At 69.4% G+C, this 19,740-nt stretch carries 20 protein-coding genes and 1 riboswitch; of the genes, 9 read left to right on the forward strand and 11 right to left on the reverse strand.

Annotation, left to right across the window (positions count from 1 at the left end; translation table 11 throughout):
* The 3 genes from HOV91_RS23560 to HOV91_RS23570 form a co-directional block, all read right to left on the reverse strand.
* On the reverse strand, nt 1-414 hold a 414-nt coding region (locus HOV91_RS23560; protein WP_174187577.1), incomplete at its 3' end, for a hypothetical protein.
* 56 nt (nt 415-470) lie between these two features.
* Complete coding sequence (locus HOV91_RS23565) at nt 471-644, reverse strand: hypothetical protein (RefSeq protein ID WP_174187578.1); 174 nt, start codon at nt 642-644, stop codon at nt 471-473.
* Nucleotides 645-1,053: 409 nt separating this feature from the next.
* A complete protein-coding gene (locus HOV91_RS23570) occupies nt 1,054-3,234 on the reverse strand; it encodes a malate synthase G (protein WP_174187579.1) in 2,181 nt (726 codons plus the stop codon).
* A gap of 243 nt (nt 3,235-3,477) precedes the next feature.
* Between HOV91_RS23570 and HOV91_RS23575 the strand changes: the two genes are divergently transcribed.
* The 4 genes from HOV91_RS23575 to HOV91_RS23590 are packed head-to-tail and all read left to right on the forward strand — an operon-like array spanning nt 3,478 to nt 7,191.
* Nucleotides 3,478-4,218 (forward strand): SDR family NAD(P)-dependent oxidoreductase, encoded by a 741-nt coding sequence (locus tag HOV91_RS23575; protein ID WP_174187580.1) that lies wholly within the window; start codon nt 3,478-3,480, stop codon nt 4,216-4,218.
* The gene (locus HOV91_RS23580) at nt 4,215-5,264 is read left to right on the forward strand and encodes a zinc-binding dehydrogenase (protein ID WP_174187581.1); all 1,050 of its coding nucleotides are present in this window, start codon (nt 4,215-4,217) and stop codon (nt 5,262-5,264) included. The genes HOV91_RS23575 and HOV91_RS23580 overlap by 4 nt, the downstream gene beginning before the upstream one ends.
* Complete coding sequence (locus tag HOV91_RS23585; protein WP_174187582.1) at nt 5,261-5,899, forward strand: TetR/AcrR family transcriptional regulator; 639 nt, start codon at nt 5,261-5,263, stop codon at nt 5,897-5,899. Before HOV91_RS23580 ends, HOV91_RS23585 begins: the two co-directional genes overlap by 4 nt.
* 2 nt (nt 5,900-5,901) lie before the next feature.
* Nucleotides 5,902-7,191 (forward strand): acyl-CoA dehydrogenase family protein, encoded by a 1,290-nt coding sequence (locus HOV91_RS23590; RefSeq protein ID WP_174187583.1) that lies wholly within the window; start codon nt 5,902-5,904, stop codon nt 7,189-7,191.
* Nucleotides 7,192-7,221: 30 nt separating this feature from the next.
* On the opposite strand, the gene HOV91_RS23595 is transcribed toward HOV91_RS23590, so the two are convergent.
* Entirely contained in the window at nt 7,222-7,680 is a 459-nt protein-coding gene (locus HOV91_RS23595) for a hypothetical protein (RefSeq protein ID WP_217441064.1), read from the reverse strand.
* Between the two features lie 44 nt (nt 7,681-7,724).
* Between HOV91_RS23595 and HOV91_RS23600 the strand changes: the two genes are divergently transcribed.
* The 5 genes from HOV91_RS23600 (at nt 7,725) to HOV91_RS23620 (ending at nt 11,480) form a co-directional block, all read left to right on the forward strand.
* Nucleotides 7,725-7,898: a hypothetical protein gene (locus HOV91_RS23600; RefSeq protein WP_246350631.1), complete on the forward strand. Its 174-nt coding sequence runs from the start codon at nt 7,725-7,727 to the stop codon at nt 7,896-7,898.
* Nucleotides 7,899-8,014: 116 nt separating this feature from the next.
* Complete coding sequence (locus HOV91_RS23605; protein ID WP_174187584.1) at nt 8,015-8,551, forward strand: DM13 domain-containing protein; 537 nt, start codon at nt 8,015-8,017, stop codon at nt 8,549-8,551.
* Nucleotides 8,552-8,867: 316 nt separating this feature from the next.
* Entirely contained in the window at nt 8,868-9,413 is a 546-nt protein-coding gene (locus HOV91_RS23610; RefSeq protein ID WP_174187585.1) for an HNH endonuclease, read from the forward strand.
* A 28-nt stretch (nt 9,414-9,441) separates the two neighbouring features.
* Complete coding sequence (locus HOV91_RS23615; protein ID WP_174187614.1) at nt 9,442-9,714, forward strand: WhiB family transcriptional regulator; 273 nt, start codon at nt 9,442-9,444, stop codon at nt 9,712-9,714.
* 161 nt (nt 9,715-9,875) lie between these two features.
* Nucleotides 9,876-11,480, forward strand: a complete 1,605-nt coding sequence (locus tag HOV91_RS23620) for a VWA domain-containing protein (RefSeq protein ID WP_174187586.1) — start codon at nt 9,876-9,878, stop codon at nt 11,478-11,480.
* A gap of 263 nt (nt 11,481-11,743) precedes the next feature.
* On the opposite strand, the gene gcvP is transcribed toward HOV91_RS23620, so the two are convergent.
* The 7 genes from gcvP to gcvH all read right to left on the reverse strand — a co-directional run bounded on the left by gcvP (nt 11,744) and on the right by gcvH (nt 19,729).
* Nucleotides 11,744-14,554 (reverse strand): aminomethyl-transferring glycine dehydrogenase, encoded by a 2,811-nt coding sequence (gcvP, locus tag HOV91_RS23625; RefSeq protein ID WP_174187587.1) that lies wholly within the window; start codon nt 14,552-14,554, stop codon nt 11,744-11,746.
* 157 nt (nt 14,555-14,711) lie between these two features.
* A riboswitch (glycine riboswitch) is annotated at nt 14,712-14,812 on the reverse strand.
* A 100-nt stretch (nt 14,813-14,912) separates the two neighbouring features.
* Nucleotides 14,913-16,265 carry a M14 family zinc carboxypeptidase gene (locus HOV91_RS23630; protein WP_174187588.1) on the reverse strand — a complete coding sequence of 451 codons (1,353 nt, stop codon included), beginning with the start codon at nt 16,263-16,265 and terminating at the stop codon, nt 14,913-14,915.
* A 135-nt stretch (nt 16,266-16,400) separates the two neighbouring features.
* Complete coding sequence (locus HOV91_RS23635) at nt 16,401-16,958, reverse strand: MerR family transcriptional regulator (protein ID WP_039797830.1); 558 nt, start codon at nt 16,956-16,958, stop codon at nt 16,401-16,403.
* Between the two features lie 188 nt (nt 16,959-17,146).
* A complete protein-coding gene (locus tag HOV91_RS23640; protein ID WP_040866482.1) occupies nt 17,147-17,620 on the reverse strand; it encodes a bifunctional nuclease family protein in 474 nt (157 codons plus the stop codon).
* A gap of 158 nt (nt 17,621-17,778) precedes the next feature.
* Nucleotides 17,779-18,582, reverse strand: a complete 804-nt coding sequence (ftsR, locus tag HOV91_RS23645) for a transcriptional regulator FtsR (RefSeq protein ID WP_174187589.1) — start codon at nt 18,580-18,582, stop codon at nt 17,779-17,781.
* 94 nt (nt 18,583-18,676) lie between these two features.
* Nucleotides 18,677-19,162, reverse strand: coding sequence for an oxoglutarate dehydrogenase inhibitor Odhl (gene odhI / locus HOV91_RS23650; RefSeq protein ID WP_043690204.1), 486 nt, complete (start codon nt 19,160-19,162; stop codon nt 18,677-18,679).
* A 168-nt stretch (nt 19,163-19,330) separates the two neighbouring features.
* A complete protein-coding gene (gene gcvH / locus HOV91_RS23655; RefSeq protein ID WP_174187590.1) occupies nt 19,331-19,729 on the reverse strand; it encodes a glycine cleavage system protein GcvH in 399 nt (132 codons plus the stop codon).
* Nucleotides 19,730-19,740 lie beyond the last annotated feature (11 nt).

Genomic DNA, 19,740 nt, shown 5'->3' on the forward strand with positions numbered 1-19,740 from the left:
GAAGAAGGCGAAGCCTTCGGTATTCGAGTCGCCCCGCTGGGTGTAGAACAGGCAGCCGCCGTCACGGGGCGTGATGAAGGTGATGGTGTAGACGCCCAGGCGGGTGCGGTGGCCGGAGTGGGCGCAGTCGGCGGCTTGGTCCTCGAGGATCCCGCGGGAGAGCCGCCAGCCGGTGTCCTCCGGGACGTCGTAGAGCGTCAATGCCACCAGGACGCCGATCAACACGGGCGAGGCGAGGCTGTGGAACAGTGCCCGGTAGCGCAGCAGGCCGAGCAACCCGAACAGGACGGCGAGCACACCGAGCACACCGAGGACCGCCCACAGCACGACGAGGGTCGGAAACGTGCCCTCCGCGGCGAGTTGCCAGAACAGCGCCGCGCAGCAGAGCGTGACCAGGGCGGTCAGGAGCCCCATCCACAGCACGAACCAACGAGGAATACGCGACCGTGTGCGCACGGGCCCTGCGGAGTTCACATGATCAAGATACGAGGGGACGGCGCTTCGCGCGCGGGATCGCCGCGCTCGGTGCGGATCACGACGATCCGGCAGCCCACCGCGAGACAGCCGAAAAACTCGCGAAGCGGCGCGGAGTCAATTCCGAAAGCCGCATGCTCGCGGTTGTGGTCGAGCACGACACCGCGCATCGAATTCCGGTGATCCGAGGATCACTTGTGCTCGGTGAACAGCCGAGCCCACCAGTGTGAAAACAAACGACACGGAACGCTTTCCGATTCCGGCCGGAACCGGAAAATCCCCCGGCCAGGACACCTGACCAGGGGATTCCCTACCGCTCGAAGCAGATCGCGTACCGCACGCTCACAGCGGCGGGAAGCCCGCCGATCCGGTGGCCATCCAATTCCAGAACATCGCCGCGCGATTGGCGAGCAATGCCACGATGTCGAGCACAACGCTTCCCATGAATCTTCCTCACAAATCGAACGATCTCGTGCGGCCCCCAGGGTAACGGACCGACAAACGGGAATCGAAACACCCGCTCCCGTGAAAGCGCGAATCCCCCGGCCGACGAGCCGGGGGATTCGCGAAGCGCGCGGACTAGACGCAGGCCAGCGCCTTCGCCTCACGGCGACGGCGGTGCAGGATGGGCTCGGTGTAGCCGTTGGGCTGCTTGGTGCCCTCCAGGATCAGCTCCTTGGCCGCCTGGAAGGCGATGCTGCCCGCGAAGTCCGGAGCCATCGGCCGATAGTTGGGGTCACCGGCGTTCTGGCGGTCCACGACCGGAGCCATCCGCTCCAGGCTCGCCACCACCTCGTCGGCGGTGACGACGCCGTGGCGCAGCCAGTTGGCCATCAGCTGGCTGGAGATGCGCAGGGTCGCGCGGTCTTCCATGAGCGCGACGTCCTTGATGTCGGGCACCTTGGAGCAGCCGACGCCCTGGTCGATCCAGCGCACCACGTAGCCGAGGATGGACTGGGAGTTGTTGTCCAGTTCCTGGCGCTTCTCCTCGTCGGTCCAGTTCGGCTCGGCCGCAAGCGGGATCTCGAGAATCTCGTCGACGGTGGCGCGGCGGCCGCCCTTGGCGATCTCCTGCTGCCGCTTGAACACGTCGACCAGGTGGTAGTGCGTCGCGTGCAGGGTGGCGGCGGTCGGCGAGGGCACCCACGCGGTGTTGGCGCCCGCGCGCGGGTGACCGACCTTCTGGGTGAGCATGTCGGCCATCAGGTCCGGCATGGCCCACATGCCCTTGCCGATCTGCGCCTTGCCGGGCAGGCCGGCCGCCAGACCGGTGTCGACGTTCCAGTCCTCGTAGGACAGGATCCACTGCTGGGACTTCATGTCGGCCTTGCGGACCATCGGCCCGGCCTCCATGGAGGTGTGGATCTCGTCACCGGTGCGGTCCAGGAAGCCGGTGTTGATGAACACCACCCGCTCGGCGGCGGCCTGGATGCAGGCCTTCAGGTTCACCGTGGTCCGGCGCTCCTCGTCCATGATGCCGACCTTGAGCGTGTTGCGCTCCAGGCCGAGCACGTCCTCGATCCGGCCGAACAGCTCGTTGGTGAACGCGACCTCGTCGGGGCCGTGCATCTTCGGCTTCACGATGTAGACCGAGCCGGTGCGGCTGTTCTTCAGCTTCGCGTCGTCGGCCAGGCTGTGCTTGGCGATCAGCGAGGTGATCAGCCCGTCCATGATGCCCTCGGGCACCTCGTTGCCCTCGGCGTCGAGGATCGCGTCGGAGGTCATCAGGTGACCGACGTTGCGCACGAACAACAGCGAACGGCCGTGCAGCACCAGTTCGCCGCCGTCCAGCGCGGTGTACACGCGGTCGGGGTTCATGGTGCGGGTGAAGGTCTTCTCGCCCTTGCTGACCTTCTCGGCGAGGTCACCCTTCATCAGGCCGAGCCAGTTGTGGTAGCACAGCACCTTGTCCTCGGCGTCGACCGCGGCGACCGAGTCCTCGAAGTCCATGATCGTGGTGACCGCGGACTCCAGCACCACGTCCTTGACACCCGCGGTGTCGGTGCTGCCGATCGGGGACTGCGGGTCGATCTGGATCTCGATGTGCAGGCCGTTGTGCTTCAGCAGCACCGAACTCGGCGACTCCGGGTCGCCGAGGTAGCCCACCAGTTGCGAGGCGTCGGCCAGGCCGATGCTGGTGCCGTCCTCGAGGCCGACCTCCAGTTCGCCGTCGACGATCTTGTAGGACGTCGAGCCGATGTGCGAACCGGTGATCAGGGTGACCGAGTCGTCGAGGAAGTTGCGCGCCCACTCGATGACCTTGTCGCCGCGCACCTTGTTGTAGCCGGTGCCCTTCTCCGCGCCGCCCGCCTCGGGGATGGCGTCGGTGCCGTAGAGCGCGTCGTACAGCGAGCCCCAGCGCGCGTTGGCGGCGTTGATGGCGAAGCGGGCGTTCATCACCGGCACCACGAGCTGCGGGCCCGCGGTGACGGCGATCTCGTCGTCCACGTTCTGGGTGGTGATCCGGAAATCGGCGGGCTCGGGGCGCAGGTAGCCGATCTCGGTCAGGAAGTTCTTGTAGGCGGCCTTGTCGTACTTCGCGCCGGGGTGCTCGGCGTGCCAGGCGTCGACCTTGCCCTGGATCTCGTCGCGTTCGGCCAGCAGGGCGCGATTGCGTGGGGCGAGGTCGTTGACGACCTGCTCGGCCCCGGCCCAGAACGCGGCGGAATCCACGCCGGTCCCGGGGAGCGCCTCGTTCTCGACGAACTCGTGGAGAACGCGTGCCACCTGGAGCCCGCCGACCTGAATCCGCTCTGTCATCTACTGCCTCACTTCCGCGAAACCGGGTGGGAAAACAAGGCCATGTTACCCGCGGGTAGTGGTGCCACCGCGCGCCGGGTCGTGCGGCCCTGTGCCCGAATCTGTCCGCCACGCCGATCTGAGCGGGTCTTCACCCGGCGGGTCGTAGAGCCGTCGGCGGTCGGCCGGACAGCCCCTTGATCGTAACCCGCGGCCGATTTAATGTACTGATCGGAACATTTCTCGATCCACGCAGGAGTTCAGGTGTCACTCACCGACAAGGTCGCCGTCGTCACCGGAGGCAGTCGCGGTCTGGGCAAACAGATGGTGCTCGCGTTCGCCGAAGCGGGGGCGGACGTGGTGATCGCCAGCCGCAAGCTGGAGGGGTGCGCCGCGCTCGCCGAGGAGGTGACGCGGCGGTTCGGCCGCCGGGCGCTGCCGGTGGCCTGCAACGTCAGCGACTGGTCGCAGTGCGACGCACTGGTGGAGACCGTCTACGGCGCGTTCGGCCGGGTCGACGTGCTGGTGAACAACGCGGGCCTCTCGCCGCTGTACCCGAGCCTGGACCAGGTCACCGAGGCGCTGTTCGACAAGGTCATCGGCGTCAATCTGAAAGGCCCGTTCCGGCTGTCGGCCCTGATCGGCAGCCGCATGGCAGCCGACGGCGGCGGCTCGATCATCAATATCTCCTCGATCGAGGCGGCACGGCCGGAGCCGTTCGCGGTCCCCTATTCCGCGGCCAAGGCCGGGCTCAACGCCCTCACCGGCGGCCTGGCGCAGACGTTCGCGCCGAACGTGCGGGTCAACACGATCCAGTGCGGCCCCTTCGAGACCGACATCGCCACGGCGTGGCCCGACGAGCTGCGCACCGAACTGACCAAGCACAACGCGTTGCGCCGCGTCGGCGAGCCCGGCGAGGTGGTCGGGGCGGCGCTGTTCTTCGCCACCGACGCCTCCGCGTTCTGCACCGGCGCCACCCTCGCGGTGGACGGAGGCTGGCGATGAAGGCTCTGACCTACGAAGGCCCACAGCAGATCTGCTACAACGAACAGCCCGATCCGGTGCTACCCGGCCCCGACGGCGCGATCGTCCGGGTCACCGCGGCCGGCATCTGCGGCAGCGATCTGCACATCTACGCCGGACACGGATTCGTGGCGGGCGCCGGTTACGGCGTCGGGCACGAGGCGGTCGGCGAGATCGTCGAACTGGGACCGCACACCCGCGGGTTCGCGGTCGGCGACCGCGTGCTGGTCGCCGCGTCGGCGGGCTGCGACAGCTGCCCGCAGTGCCGAGCCGGGATCGTCACCGCCTGCGCGCGCCACCCGCTCCCGGTCGACGCCTGCTATGGGCTCGGCGGCTCGCTGGCGGGATGTCAAGCCGAGCTGCTCGCCGTACCGCACGCCGCGGGGAACCTGGCGAAGCTGCCCGACGAGGTGAGCGACACCGCCGCCGTCGTGCTCACCGACAACGCGCCCACCGCGTGGTACGGGGCGCGGCGCGCCCGGATCGCGCCGGGCGACACCGTGGTGGTGATCGGCCTCGGCCCGGTGGGGCTCATGGCGGTGCAGTCCGCCTTCGCGATGGGCGCGGCGCGGGTGCTCGGCGTCGACCTGCTCGCCGAACGCCGCGAGCGCGCCGCCGACTTGGGCGCCGAGCCCGTCGAGTCCGGCGACCCGAAGCAGGCGATTCGCGAAACGCTGGGCGGCGGAGCGGATGTCGCGATCGAAGCGGTCGGAGCCGACGAAACCATCAAGCTGGCGATCAGCGCGGTCGGCCACGGCGGCCGGGTCAGCGTGATCGGGGTGAGCCACAACCGCGCCTATCCGTTCCATCTGATGGCGGCGCAGGTGAAGGACCTCGAATTCCACATCGGGCTGTGCGCGATCCAGTACGAACTGCCCGCGCTGCTGAAGCTCACCGCGGGCGGCAGACTGCGGCCCGAGGCCGTGGTCACGCACCACCTCCCGATGTCCGAAGGGCCCGCCGCCTACCGGATGTTCGCCGAACGGGCCGACGGGGTGGGCAAAGTCGTCTTGGACCCGTCGAGATGACCGCCCCTTCCCGCCGCAGGGGGCGGCCCCCCGCCGCGGAATCCACGGCGAGCGACACCAGGGAGCGGATCGTGCGCGCGGCGATCGACCTGTTCGCGGAGAAGGGTTTCCACGGCACCGGCGTCGCCGAGATCGGCGAGCGCGCCGACGTGCAGCGCGGCGCGCTGTACTACCACATCGGTTCCAAGGAGGACCTGCTGTGGCAGATCCTGCGCGACTACATCCAGCGGATGCTGGCCGAGGCCGAACAGATCGCCGACGGCCCCGGCGATCCGGTCACCAAGCTGCGCGGGCTGATCCACAGTCACGTGCGGCTGATCATCCGCCACCAGCGTGAGGTGGCCATCCAGCTGCGCGATGTCGGCGCGCTCACCGGCGAGCGCGCCGCGCAACTGCAGGACCTGCGCGACCGGGTCCAGCACTGCTGGCAGCGGGTCATCGACGCCGGTCACGCCGAGGGGGCGCTGCGCACCGACGACCACGTGGTCACCAACAGCGCGCTCGGCATGCTGAACATGGTGTCGTTCTGGTACCGCCCGCACGGCGACCGCTCGCCGGCCGAGATCGCCGACATCCTCACGACCACTTTGCTCGACGGCGTGGTGACCGACACCGCGCGGGACACGAAAGGCTGACCATGGCTTGGGATTTCGAGACCGACCCGGAGTACCAGCGGAAGCTGGACTGGGCGGCGGAGTTCGTCAGGTCCGAGGTGGAGCCGCTGGATCTGCTCTACCCCAATCCGTACGACCGCACCGACCGCGAGGCCATGGCGCTGCTGCGACCGCTGCAGGAGCAGGTCAAGGAGCAGGGCCTGTGGGCCTGCCACCTCGGGCCGGAACTCGGCGGCCGCGGCTACGGTCAGATGAAGCTCGCACTGCTCAACGAGGTGCTCGGCACGTCGGTGTGGGCGCCGTCGGTATTCGGTTGCCAGGCGCCGGATTCCGGGAACGCGGAGATCCTCGCCCACTACGGCACGCCGGAGCAGAAGAAGACCTACCTCGAACCGCTGCTGGCCGGGGAGATCGGCTCGTGCTACGTCATGACCGAGCCGACCGGCGGCGCCGACCCGACGCTGTTCCGTACCCGCGCGGTGCGCGACGGCGACCACTGGGTGATCAACGGCGAGAAGTGGTTCAACTCGAACGCGCAGTTCGCCGCGTTCCACATCGTCATGGTGGTGACCGACCCGGAGGTGAGTCCGTATCAGGGCATGTCGATGTTCATCGTGCCCGCCGACGCTCCCGGCCTGGAGATCGTGAAGAACTTCCACGTCGCCGGCTTCAGCGAGCACGAGGGCCATCTGCGGTTCACCGACGTCCGCGTCCCCGCGGACCATCTGCTCGGCGCCGAAGGTTCGGGCTTCGTGGTCGCGCAGACCCGGTTGGGCGGGGGCCGCGTGCACCACGCGATGCGCACGGTCGCCATGGTCCGCAGAGCGTTCGACATGATGGCCGAGCGGGCGGTGTCGCGCCCGATGCGCGGCGGCACGCTGGCCGGGCTGCAGATGACCCAGGAACGCATCGCCGACAGTTGGATCGAGATGGAGCAGTTCCGGCTGCTGGTGCTGCGCACGGCCTGGCGCATCGACAAGGAGCAGGACTACAAGAAGGTGCGCAAGGACATCGCCGCCATCAAGGTCGCCATGCCCAAAGTGATGCACGACGTCGCCCAGCGCGCGCTGCACCTGCACGGCGCGATCGGCGTCAGCCAGGACCTGCCGTTCGTCGACATGCTCAGCTACGCCGAGGTGATGGCCCTGGCCGACGGACCCACCGAGGTGCACAAGATCACCCTGGCCAAGGAGGTGCTGAAGGACTACGCCCCCGCCGACCCGGTGTACCCGAGCGGATACCGGCCCGCACTCCGGGAGAAGGCGCGGGAACTGGTCGCCCGGCGCCTCGAGCACGTCGTCGGAAACCTCTGAGCGGAGCGCACGCGGGGATGTCGCCGGAGTTCAGGACGCGCGCTTGGCGGCGTCCCCGATGTGTGAGGTGTCGGCATATCCGGCGACGGGACTGAGCCGCAGCACCGACGGCATCCGGCGGGTGAGCGCGGGTGGGCCGGTGAACCCCACGCGGCCCGTCCGCAGCGCGTGCGCCAGCGGAAGCCGCCCCAGCCACACCTGATACAGCGAGGCGACGTCGGAGCTGATCACGACGTCCACGGGATACCCGGGATCGGAGTCGCACACCGAGGGCACGCCTGCCTCGACCACGATCCAGAAGCGGCGCAGGTCGTCGGTGAACCGCACCACCAGTACGTGGCGCCGACCCGGGAACGACGAGGTGTCCACGCGGGTGTGCATCCACCACACCAGCAGTGCGGGGTCGCGCTCGTCGTCGCGTGGCGCGCCTCCGACTGGGTCGGCTCCAACGGCCGCGCCGAACCGGTGGCGGGCGGTTACCGGGTGCACGCGCGCAAAGCGCCGGCCGCAAGACCGCCGCGGCGGACGCGCTCGTGCACACCGTGCGTCTGGTCGTGGAAACCGTCGGCGGACTCGGCTACTCCCGCGCCGGTGAACTGGAGATGCGCTACCGCGACGTGCACGGCTGTCTTTTCCACCTGTTGCCGCGGGCGAAGCAGACCCAGTTCACCGGTCGTGTGCAGCTCGGGCACTCCCCGATCGACTGACACCGCCCGTTCCGTTAACGCCGCCGCCGCTCGCCCCCATAATTCGATGGGGGCGAAAAGCCCTGCGCGGTGACCGGCCTCGCAGCGGTCACCCGACGACGCTCCGAGGAGATGCCATGGTGTCCGCACGCAGGATCGCCCGATCGCCGATCACCTGGACCGTCGCGGTGCTGCTGGTGGTGGCCCTCGGCGCCGGACTGGCGGTGTTCCAGCCCTGGCGGCTGTTCACCGACACCACCGTGCAGGAGGCGGCGCCCTCGGCCGCCCCGGCGCCCGGCCCCGGCGATGCGGCACCCCAGCCGCGCGCCATCGCCGAGGGCACGTTCGTCTCCCACGAGCACGCCACCACCGGCACCGTCGTGCTCCTGCGCCTGCCCGACGGCAACACCGTCCTGCGATTGCGGGACCTCGACACCTCCGACGGCCCCGACCTGCACGTCTGGCTCACCGACGCGCCGGTGCGCGAGGGCCGCGACGGGTGGTTCGTCTTCGACGACGGAGCGCACACCGACCTGGGCAAGCTCAAGGGCAACCAGGGCAACCAGAACTACCCCGTGCCCGCCGACGCCGACCTGGCCCAGCTGACCAGCGTCGCGATCTGGTGCGACCGGTTCAACGTCTCCTTCGGCGCCGCCGAACTGCGCCCGGTCTGATCCCGGGGAGCCTCCTGCCGAGCACCGCCGGAAAATGACCCGACAACGGCGGGGGCGCTGTGCCACCATGTGTTTCGACAACGACCACCGCCTCGAGGTGGTCGCCGAGCAGTGGAGAGGAGGGGCGGCAGTGATTCCGGAGACGACGAAACGAACGCAGGCCGAGACGGCACGTTCGTCGGTCGCGGGCTGTGTGTCGGGCAGGCCGATGCGCGCATCGTACGGCGAACCGGACGTCAGCCGCCTCCAGGCCAACGGCTGATCGCCGCGCTCCTGTCCTCCTTCGCTCGATTCCGCACGAAACGTGGTGATCCCCATGACGTTCCGCCGTGCCGCCGATCAGGCGGCGTTGACTGCCGACAACTGGATACACACCGGTGTGCTCGTCCTGAACGCCTCCTACGAGGCGCTCGACGAGATCAAGGCCGACCGGGCCGTGGTACTGCTGGTCGCCGGAGCCGCCGAGTCGGTCGCCGACCGCGAGCCGCACTTCCCGATCCGGTCGCGGCACGTGGAACTGGCTCTGCCACAGACGATTCGGCTGCTGCGCTACGTCTACCTGGAGCACACCGCGCTGGTCGACGACGAGAGCAGGGCCACGCTCGCGGGTGTGCTGCGACGCGACCGCAACCGGTGCGGCTACTGCGCGGGGTGGGCGCGCACCGTGGACCACATCCGGCCGCGGTCGCGAGGCGGGCCGAACACCTGGAGCAATCTCGTCGCCTGCTGCGCGCCGTGCAACTCGGTCAAGGCGGACCGCACCCCGGAGGAGGCGGGCATGCGCCTGCTCTGGGAGCCGAAGGCCCCCACCCATCAGGTCAGGCAGCAGCGGCGGATCTGGAAGCAACTGGCCGCGACCTGACCACCACCCGAGAAAGGAGAAGATCGTGATGACGCGGACCGAGACCACCGCCGTGGCGGAGTTGACCCTGGCCGACCTGCTCCCACTCTCGGACTCCCGAGGGTGGCACCGGGCGGCCTGCCGCGGTGACCCGAACCACGAAGCCTGGTTCCCGTACCCGTCGCAGGACTTCGGCTACGCGCGAGAAGTCTGCGGCGGCTGCCCGATTCGTGACGCGTGCGGCGACTTCGCCGCGCGCACCGGACAGTCCGGCGTCTGGGGCGGGCTCGAGTTCGACCGCGGACGAGTGATTCGCCACTGAGGTCCGCCGTCGCGCCTTCGGGCGCGGCGGCGCCACCCTTCCCCTGGTCAGGAGGAACCTCGCCGAGGCTGCCCGGAGCCGGTGACCATACACTGGGGCGCGTGGGCACTCATCGCAGCGGAACCAGGTCCCGGGGCGTCAGCAAAGGTCCGGTTATCGCGGTGGTTGCCATTGTGTTACTGGCCGCGGCCGTCGTCGGCTGGTTCCAGTTGCGCGACCGGGCGGCCGATCAGGACAGCGCGGCCGCGGCCGAATGCGTGGAAGGGCCCGCGACGCTCTACGTGACCGCCGATCCGAGCATCGCCGCGCAGGTGCGGACCGCCGCGGACAGCTACAACGCCACCCAGCCCAAAGTGCGTGACCACTGCGCGCGGGTCGCGGTGACCGCGCAACCCTCCTCGGCGATCGTGGCCGCGTTCACCAGCGGCGAGCCGTGGGACCAGGCGCTCGGCCGGCAGCCTGCGCTGTGGATCGCCGATTCGACCCGCTCGATCGAGTCCATGCGGGTGCCCGGTCTGATCGAGGGCACGCCGGTGCCCATCGCCGCGAGCCCGATCGTGCTCGCGGTGCCGGAGGAACTGCACCGCGCGCTGGAGCAGGCGGAGGTCTCCTGGGCGGATCTGCCGCGACTGCAGCAGGGTTCGCTCGACGAGATCGGGCTCAGCGGCTGGGGCGGGCTGCGGATGGCCCTGCCCTCGGGTGACGCCACGCTGGCCGCGGCCGTGGCGGTCGGATCCGCCGTCTCGGGCACCGAGCCGCTCAGCGAGCAGGCGGCGCAGTCCGGCCAGGTGGTCGCGGCGATCTCCGGACTCGCCAGCGATGCCCCGGAACCGTCCGGCGAGACGACGGCGCTGTCGGAGATCACGGCCAAGGACGCGCCCATGCACGCGATTGCCGCTACCGAACAGCAACTCACAGGGCTGCCCGGCGTCGTCGGATTCCGGCCCGCCGGGGCGGCGCCGGTGGCCGACTACCCGGCCGCGTTGATGTCCGGCGCCTGGGTGGACAAGACCCAGAACCTCATCGCCGGGCGGTTCACCGACTATCTGCGCAAGCCCGAGCAGGCGCAGGTCTTCGCCGCGGCGGGCTTCGGCAGCGCGCCGCAGACCCCGACGGCCGTCTCGTCGCGTGCCGCGCTCGACAAAGTCCGGGACACGCTGGCGAATCCCGTTCTCGGCGTGCGATCGACAGTCCTGGTCGACGTGTCGGCCTCGATGGGCACGGCCGAGGGCGCGACGACGCGGCTGGCGAACGTCCTCGCCGCGCTGAACTCCACGATGACGGTCATGCCGCCCGATTTCGGCCTCGGTGTGTGGACCTTCGGCAAGAACCTCGACGGCACCACCCCGTACCGGGTGGCGGCCGCGACCGCCCCGCTCACCACCGACCAGCGTACGAAGATCGCTACGGCGCTGAACTCGGTTCGCCCGGGTGAGAGCCGATCCGACCAGGCATATCCGTCCCTCATCGCGGCATACAAGAGCGCGGTCGCCGGATACACGCCGGGTCGGACCAACTCGGTCCTGCTGATCACCGACGGACCCGACGACGATTCCACGGTCACCGGACCCCAGCTGGCCGCCGACATCACCGCGGCCACCGACCGCACCCGCCCGGTGCGCGTCGACGTGATCGTGCTCGGCGGCAGCGGCACCCAGACTCTCCAGGCGCTGGCCCAGCAGACCGGCGGAAATTACACCCGCCTGACCACCTCCGACGACATCAGCTTCGGCTCCGCGGTCGTCAAGGCGCTCACCACGCCGTAGCCGCGCTCGGCCGCCGGACCGAAGTTTCCGCGCGGCGCTTCAGGCCCTCCTCGAAGAACGACCCGACCGGCGACAGAGCCCGATCCGGGGCGTGCCAGCCGCGTCGACGTCACCTACTCGGCCGTCGCTCCGGACCGCACCCCGGCCGCCGGTGTGCACACCGGTTTCGAGAAGCGCGGACCGGGAGTCCATGCGCGACGCGATCGACCGGCCGGACCGGCGAACATTGATGTGAAGGTTGCCGCGGGGGCGGGCAAGCGGGGTCAGTCCGCGTACGCCTCCAAGGGAGGGCAAGCGCAAACAAGGTTCCGGTCGCCGTAAGCGCCGTCGATCCGGCGCACCGGCGGCCACACCTTCGCCCTGGCATGCCCGAGCCCACGCGGATAGACCGCGACTTCCCGGGTGTAGGGGTGGTTCCAATCCCCCACCAGCGATGCGGCGGTGTGCGGTGCGCCGCGCAACGGGTTGTCGGTCGCCGGCCACACGCCCGCGGCGACCTGGTCGATCTCCGCGCGGATGGCGATCATGGCCTCGATGAAATCGTCGAGTTCGGCGAGGTTTTCGCTCTCGGTGGGCTCCACCATCAACGTGCCCGCCACCGGGAAGCTCATGGTCGGCGCGTGGAACCCGTAGTCCGCCAAGCGCTTTGCCACGTCATCGACGGTGACACCGGTCTGCTTGGTGATCTCACGCAGATCCAGGATGCACTCGTGGGCCACCATGCCGTGCTCGCCGGTGTAGAGCACCGGGAAGTACTCGTCCAGCCGCCGCGCGATGTAGTTCGCCGAAGCGATCGCCGACAGCGTGGCCCTGCGCAGTCCGTCGGCGCCCATCATCCGGATATAGGCCCAGGTGATCGGCAGGATCGACGCCGAACCGTACTTCGCGGCCGACACCGCGTGCGACCCCGCTTCCAGCGGATCGCCCGGCAGGTACCGCGCCAGGTGCGCGCGCACCGCGACCGGCCCGACGCCGGGACCGCCGCCGCCGTGCGGGATGCAGAAGGTCTTGTGCAGGTTCAAGTGGCTCACGTCGCCGCCGAACCGGCCCGGCCGGGCGAGGCCGACCAGCGCGTTCAGATTCGCCCCGTCCACGTAGACCTGACCGCCCGCGTCGTGCACCAGCGCGCACAACTCGGCGATCTCGTGCTCGTAGACGCCGTGCGTGGAGGGATAGGTGATCATGATGCAGGCCAGGCGATCGGCGTGATCGGCGATCTTGGCGCGCAGGTCGTCCAGGTCGACGTCGCCGTTGGCGCGGCACTTCACCACCTCCACGCGCAACCCGGCCATGGCGGCCGAGGCCGCGTTGGTGCCGTGCGCGCTGGAGGGGATGAGGCAGGTGTCGCGATGGGTGTCACCGCGGTCGAGGTGATACCGGCGGATGGCCAGCAGCCCGGCGTACTCGCCCTGGCTGCCCGCGTTCGGCTGCAGGCTCACCGAGTCGTAGCCGGTGATGTCCGACAGCCAGCGTTCCAGGTCCGCGATCACCTTCAGCAGGCCGGGCGCGTCCTCGACCGGCGCGTAGGGATGCACGCGAGCGAAGCCGGGCCAGGTGATGGCCTCCATCTCGGCGGTGGCGTTGAGCTTCATGGTGCACGAGCCGAGCGGGATCATGCTGCGGTCCAGCGCGATGTCCTTGTCGGACAGCGAGCGCAGATACCGCAGCATCGCCGTCTCGGTGTGGTACTTCGTGAACGCGGGGTGGGTCAGGAACCGCGAGGTGCGGTTCTCGATCGCCGCGACCGGCGCCCGCGTCCCCGGCTCGGGCGACACGGCGGTACCGAAGGATTCGAGCACGGCCGCGACATGCGCGCCGGTGGTCGCCTCGTCGCACGCGATGCCGACATGGTCGGCGTCCACCAGCCGTAGGTTGATGCCGCGCGACTTCGCTTTCGCCACAACGGCTTCCGCACCGCCCGGCACGTGCGCGAGCACCGTGTCGAAGAAGCTGTCGTGCACGACAGCGCCGTCGAGCCCGGCAGCGATCGCCGCGGCGTGCCCGTGCACCCGGCGGGCGATCGCCCGCAACCCGTCGGCGCCGTGGTAGGAGGCGTACATCGCGGCGACGACGGCCAGCAGCACCTGCGCGGTGCAGATGTTCGAGGTCGCCTTCTCGCGACGGATGTGCTGCTCACGGGTCTGCAAAGCGAGCCGGTAGGCGACCGCGCCGTCCGCGTCCACCGAGACCCCGACCAAACGGCCCGGCAGCTGGCGGGCCTGCGCCTGACGCACCGCGAGATACCCGGCGTGCGGGCCACCGAATCCGAGCGGGACGCCGAAGCGCTGGGTGGTGCCGAAGCACACGTCGGCGCCCTGCTCCCCGGGCGGCGTGATCAGCGTCATCGCCAGCAAGTCGGCGCCGACCGCGACCAATGCGCCCCGCTCGTGGGCCGCGGCGATCGTCTCGGTCAGGTCGACGACGCGGCCGGAAGCTCCCGGGGTCTGCGCCAGCACGCCGAAGAACTCGCCGTCGGGCAGGTCGCCGGTGGCCAGGTCGGCTTCGACGATCTCCAGGCCCAGCGGCTCGGCTCGGGTTTGGAGCACCGTCTTGGTCTGCGGGAACAGGTCGCTGTCGATGACCAGCCGGGCGGACGCGCTCTTGCCCGCGCGCCGCAGCAGCGTCATCGCCTCGGCGGCGGCGGTGGCCTCGTCCAGCATGGACGCGTTGGCGACGTCCATGCCGGTCAGTTCCGCCACCATGGTCTGGAAATTGAGCAGGGCCTCGAGCCTGCCCTGGCTGATCTCGGGCTGGTAGGGCGTGTAGGCGGTGTACCAGGCCGGGTTCTCGAGCAGGTTGCGCACCAGCACCGGCGGGGTCAGCGTGTCGTAGTAGCCGAGGCCGATCATCGAGGTGGCCACGGTGTCGGAGGCCGCGAGCGCGGCCAGTTCGGCGAGCACCTCGTGCTCGGTGCCCGCCGCGGGCAGCCCGGCCAGACCGTCGCCGTCGATGATGCTCTCGGGAAGCGCCCGCCTGGCCAGCTCGTCCAGCGACGGCACGCCGACGACGTCCAGGATCCGGGCGATCTCTTCCCGGTCGGGTCCGATATGGCGGTCGGCGAATGAGCGAGTCACAACAGCTCCCAAGGTCGGGCGGGGTCGACCGCGTGGTCGACGGGTACCGGCCCTCCCCCTCTGTCGTGGCGCCTGAGAGATTCGGGTGCCGCGACCGGTGGCCGAGACCCTTTCCCCATGGGCGGGCAGCCCGAAGCCACCGCTTTCCAGAGGCGCCGAAGCCCGCACGGTCCTGGTTGCCTGAGAGATTGACGGGGAGGTGCTGCTCCTTCGGCGCTCGGACTCGTTTCGAGACCGAGACTCTCCCGCACGGCGGCGACGCACCGTCAGTTTATGCCGACGCCGCGCCGGAGCGCGCCATCGGACCCCGGATGAGTCCTGTCGTTCTGGTCACTGTGGGACCGGGCGGACATCACCGTCAGACCGGCAGCCCGGCGCGCAACCTCGTCGCGGCGAGCATGATCGATTCCGCTTGGATGCCGACCAGTCGCGCCAGCGGCACCGCGACGCCCGGCGCGTTCTGCTCCACGTCGACGCACCACCGATCGAAGACCGCGGCGAAACGGTCGCGTTCGGCGGCCAGCACCGGCCCGGCGCCGCGCCGGTATTCGTCCTCCAGCAACCGCAGCAGCATCCCACCCAGCCGCAGGCGCAGCATCGCGGTCCAGTCGTACTGTTCGACGAAGATCTCGCCCCGGGTGGCGATCCGGTGTCGCTCCGGCACAGCCTGCCTGCTCACCGCGAGACCGGGCAGCCCCGCGATCAGCGCGCGCACCGACCGCTCGAACGGGCTGCGGCCGCTCAATCGGCCGTCGACGCGAGCGAGCACCCCGGAGGCGACCTCGGCCATGGCGTGATAGTCGGCGGCGGTGGCGTCGAGCAGGTCGCCCAGTACACGGTCGCCCGCCGAGCCGTCGCCGATGCGCGAGTCGACCCAGAGCGGCAGTTCGCAGACGAGGATCGCCGTGCCGTAGCGCGCCGCGTAGTCCCGGCAGCCGCCCCCGCCCAGCGCGGCGACCGAATCGAGGCCTTGCGCCGCGAGCAGATCGGCCATCTCCTCGAACAGCGGCAGTTCGAAGACACCCGGCGCCAGCGCGCGGGCACCGGGGGTGTCGGGTTCGCCGTGGTAGATCGGCACGCCGGCGGCGGACAGGCGAGCGGTCAGCGCCGACCAGTACCGCGGGTCGCCGCCGGAGGTGTAGAAGAACCCGCCGCCGAATTCCGCGTTGTGCAGCGAGGCGATCAGCGCGGGCTGGGTGCGGTCGATCAGCGACATCATCGCCTTCGTCTCCGGGAGCGGGACGCCGACCGTCCTGCCGCGCCACACGGTCGGGAAGCACCACTCCGGTTGCTCGGCGGCTGGCGGCCGGTAGAAGCCGCGCGCGACGCTCGTCCTGGTGTGCGGACCGGCGAACCACCCTTCGTTCAACCGGGTGCCGTCCGGGTCGACGCAGAGCAGGAAATGCCAGGTGGCGCCCACGGTCGCGGCGTCGTCGGCGGCCATCCGGCAGAGCAGGTGGCGGATCGTGGCCATGCCGATGGGCTCGTTCGGATGCGGATTGCCGAACACCAGGATGTGACGGTCGCCGAAGCCGACCGTCACCTCGCGAATCGGATCGCCACCGCGCGACCGTCCGAGTTCGGTGATCGAGACCCGATCCGGATACCGTTCGGCCAGCGCGTCGGCGAACGCGTTCAGTTCATCGACCGTCGGGAACGCGTCGATCCGGCCGATCGGCCCGACCAGCCCCGTGATGTCGCCTGTTTGCACGCCGCCCCCCTCTCGCCACCGCCGGCCCTTCACCCACCGCCGACGGCGCTGTCACACACCACGGCCGGGAGGCGGCAAGCCTTACCCGGCCGTGAAAGCATTTTGTTCATTGTGTTCGCACTGAGCGGGCGATTGCTAGCCCGTCTTACGGTTCATCCGCGCCTTACGACGGAACGACAGCTCGTCCTCCGGGCGTTCGGTGATCGCCGACGCGCGTTCGGCGGGGAAATTCGCGATGGCGCCGGTCAGTTCGCGCATCGCGCCGCTGACGGCGATGCCGAAGACGCCCTGTCCGCCCTGCAGTAAATCGACGACCTCCTCGGCCGAGGTGCACTCGTAGACCGACGTGCCGTCGGAGAAGAGGGTGATCCCCGCGAGGTCCTGCACGCCGCGGCTGCGCAGATGATCGACGGCGATCCGGATGTTCTGCAGCGAGATGCCCGCGTCGAGCAGCCGCTTGACGATCTTCAGGACCAGGATGTCCTTGAACGAGTACAGCCGCTGACTCCCCGAACCCGCCGCGCTCCGGATGGAGGGCACCACCAGACCGGTGCGCGCCCAATAGTCGAGCTGCCGGTAGGTGATTCCGGCCACCTGGCACGCACTGGGAACGCGATAGCCGACCAGATCGTCAGGTACCGAGTCGTCGGGGAACAGGCCTGGCTGTACCACATCCTGCGATTGCTCTGCCACTGACCACTCCCTTGCTTCGCCGACGCATTCCCAGCCCTCATCGATGACCCGGCTCCGTCACCGACCGAATCGGTGCGGATTCGGCCGAAACGGACGTGGCCCAACTGTCGAGATTACTCCCCACGATTGTCCAGGGAGCGGCGTCATCGAGCCAAACGCGACGCGCGGTAAAAGTCTCGACCTCTACTTCAGCTATCGGTCGCCTTGAAGTCGTCCGGAGAAACCGACTCGAGGAACTCCTTGAACTTCTCCACCTCGTCCTCGCGCTCGTCCGGCATCACCAGCCCGGCTTCCTCCAGCACGGACTCCTCGGCATGGATCGGGCAACCGACCCGCAAGGCGATCGCAACCGAATCCGACGGCCGCGCGGAGATGCGCAAGTCGTTCTCGAAGACCAGGTCCGCGTAGAAGGTGCCCTCTTGCAGATCCACGATCCTGACCTCTTTGAGGGTGTGCCCCAGCTCGGTGATCAAGATCTTGATGAGGTCGTGCGTCAACGGGCGGATGGGGGTCACCCCCTCCTGCTCGAGGACGATCGCAGTCGCCTCGGCCTGCCCGATCCAGATCGGCAGATACCGGTCACCCGCCACTTCGCGGAGCAACAGCACGGGCTGGTTCTGTGGCTGCTCGACACGGATGCCGATCACGCGCATTTCGCTCATCGCACTGCCTCCCATACTCGCCGCCGGCCCGGCATGACCGCCGCAGAGCTCGCCGTACCACGAGTCTAGGCGAACCCGCACCGGTCCAGCGATCCGTCTGCACCGCCGAAATCACGGTGTCGGCTCGGCGAACCTCCGGACCGGAGGCCGCCGGGGAGTCAACCTCCCAGCGAGCCCCGGACCGAGGACTTCACCAGACAGGTGTGCAGGGTCAGCGACAGCGCGGCCAGCTCGCGCACCGTCTCCTCCGCACGGGCGCGCGCGTCCGCGTCGCGACTCTTCGCGATCGGGGCGACGATCTGCGCCACGAGCGCGGCCTCCCGGTCGGCGGCGAGCTTGAACGCACGCAAATGCCGTGCCTCCAAACCGAATTCGGCCATCGCCCGCGCGGTCTTGGCCAGCGTCACCGCGTCGGCGTCGAAATACCCCGCCGGACCCGGCGTGATCAGGTTCGCCCTGATCAGGTCGTTGAGGAACTGATCGTCGATTCCCGCCTGAGCGAGCAGATCAGCCCGGGTGACCCGGATTTCGTGGTCGAACCGCAGATCGTCCGGCGAGACCTCGCTCGGCACGACGCCGAGCCTGCGCGGCGCGGCCACCGGGCGCGCGCCACGTTCGGAAACCGGCGCGGCCCGCTCGGCGTCCGGCGCGCCCGATCCGGGCTCCGGCGCCCCGGACCGGGCGGAGTGCGCTCGGGCGCGGGCTTCCCGCACGCCGAGCGTCGCCGCACCGCTGTCGATTGCCTCGAGCTGTTCCTTGATCACCTTCAGCGGCAGGTACTGGTCGCGTTGCGCGGTCAGCACGAACCGGAGCCGCTCCACATCCGCCACGGAGAATCTGCGGTACCCCGAAGGGGTCCGCTCCGGCCGGATCAGGCCCTCCGCTTCCAGGAAGCGGATCTTGGAGATGGTGACGTCGGGAAAGTCGGGGCGCAGCAGGTCGAGCACGGATCCGATCGACATCCCTCCGCGTGCCCACTGCGCCGCACCGGTCACAGCGCCAGGTCCTTCATGACTCAGAGCCTCTCATGAGGGGTAACACCCAGCGCCGACGCTGTCATAGACTCCCCGCGCCCGCCGACGAGTCGGTCACCTGGGCGCGCGGTCCGGTGAGGAACACCAGCCGGAACTTGCCGATCTGCACCTCGTCGCCGTTCTGCAGTTCCGAGGAATCCACCGGCTCCCGGTTCACGTACGTACCGTTCAGGCTGCCCACGTCGACGACCTGGAACGAGTCGTCGTCCTGACGGAACTCGGCGTGCCGACGGCTGACGGTGACGTCGTCGAGAAAGATGTCACTGTCGGGGTGCCGCCCCGCCGACGTCGTCGGCTGATCCAGCAGGAACCGCGACCCCGCGTTCGGGCCGCGCTTGACCACCAGGAGGGCCGCGCCAACGGGCAGACCCTCGACCCCTTGGACCGGCTGCTCGCCGGTCGGCTCTCCGGAGCGCGACGCGTCGACCTCGTTCAGGAAATCCGCGCGGAAGACCGACGTCGTCTCGGCCGCGGTCTCCCCGTAACCCGGGTCTTTGTTCTCGCTCACCGTTTCTCTCCTCCTCGAACCTGATTATCCATGCAAGCAGGTGATGCCTCTGGCACCACGACCTGCCGTCGAGTCTCTAGATTCCCGGCACAACCGCCGGGTGCATCTGTTGGCATTGACCGTACCCTGCCGGGCCGCACCCGTGCAGGTAGAACTGGGAAGGCTGCTTCAGCCCCCGATAACTCCTTGATAACCTGCGGCATCCAGCAGTTCACCGAGCGTCACGTCCAGACTCGCCGCGTCGCTCACCTCCAACTCGAACAGCCACCCGTCACCGTAGGGGTCGGTGTTCAACGTCTCCGGCTCCGAGTTCAGCACGTCGTTCACCGCAACGATTTTCGCGCTCAGCGGCGCGTAGATGTCGGACACGCTCTTGGTCGACTCCACCTCCGCGATGCTTTCCTCGGCGGCCACGTCCGCGTCCGTCTCGGGCAGCTGCACGAACACAACGTCACCGAGTTGAGACTGGGCGTAATCGGTGATGCCCACCCGCACCCGGGTCGGGGCGATCCGGCGTACCCACTCGTGCTGCTCGGTGTAGCGCAGGTCCTCGGGGGTCTGGGTCACAGGCCGTCCTT

The sequence above is a fragment of the Nocardia barduliensis genome, from assembly GCF_013315795.1.
Classification (GTDB): domain Bacteria; phylum Actinomycetota; class Actinomycetes; order Mycobacteriales; family Mycobacteriaceae; genus Nocardia; species Nocardia barduliensis.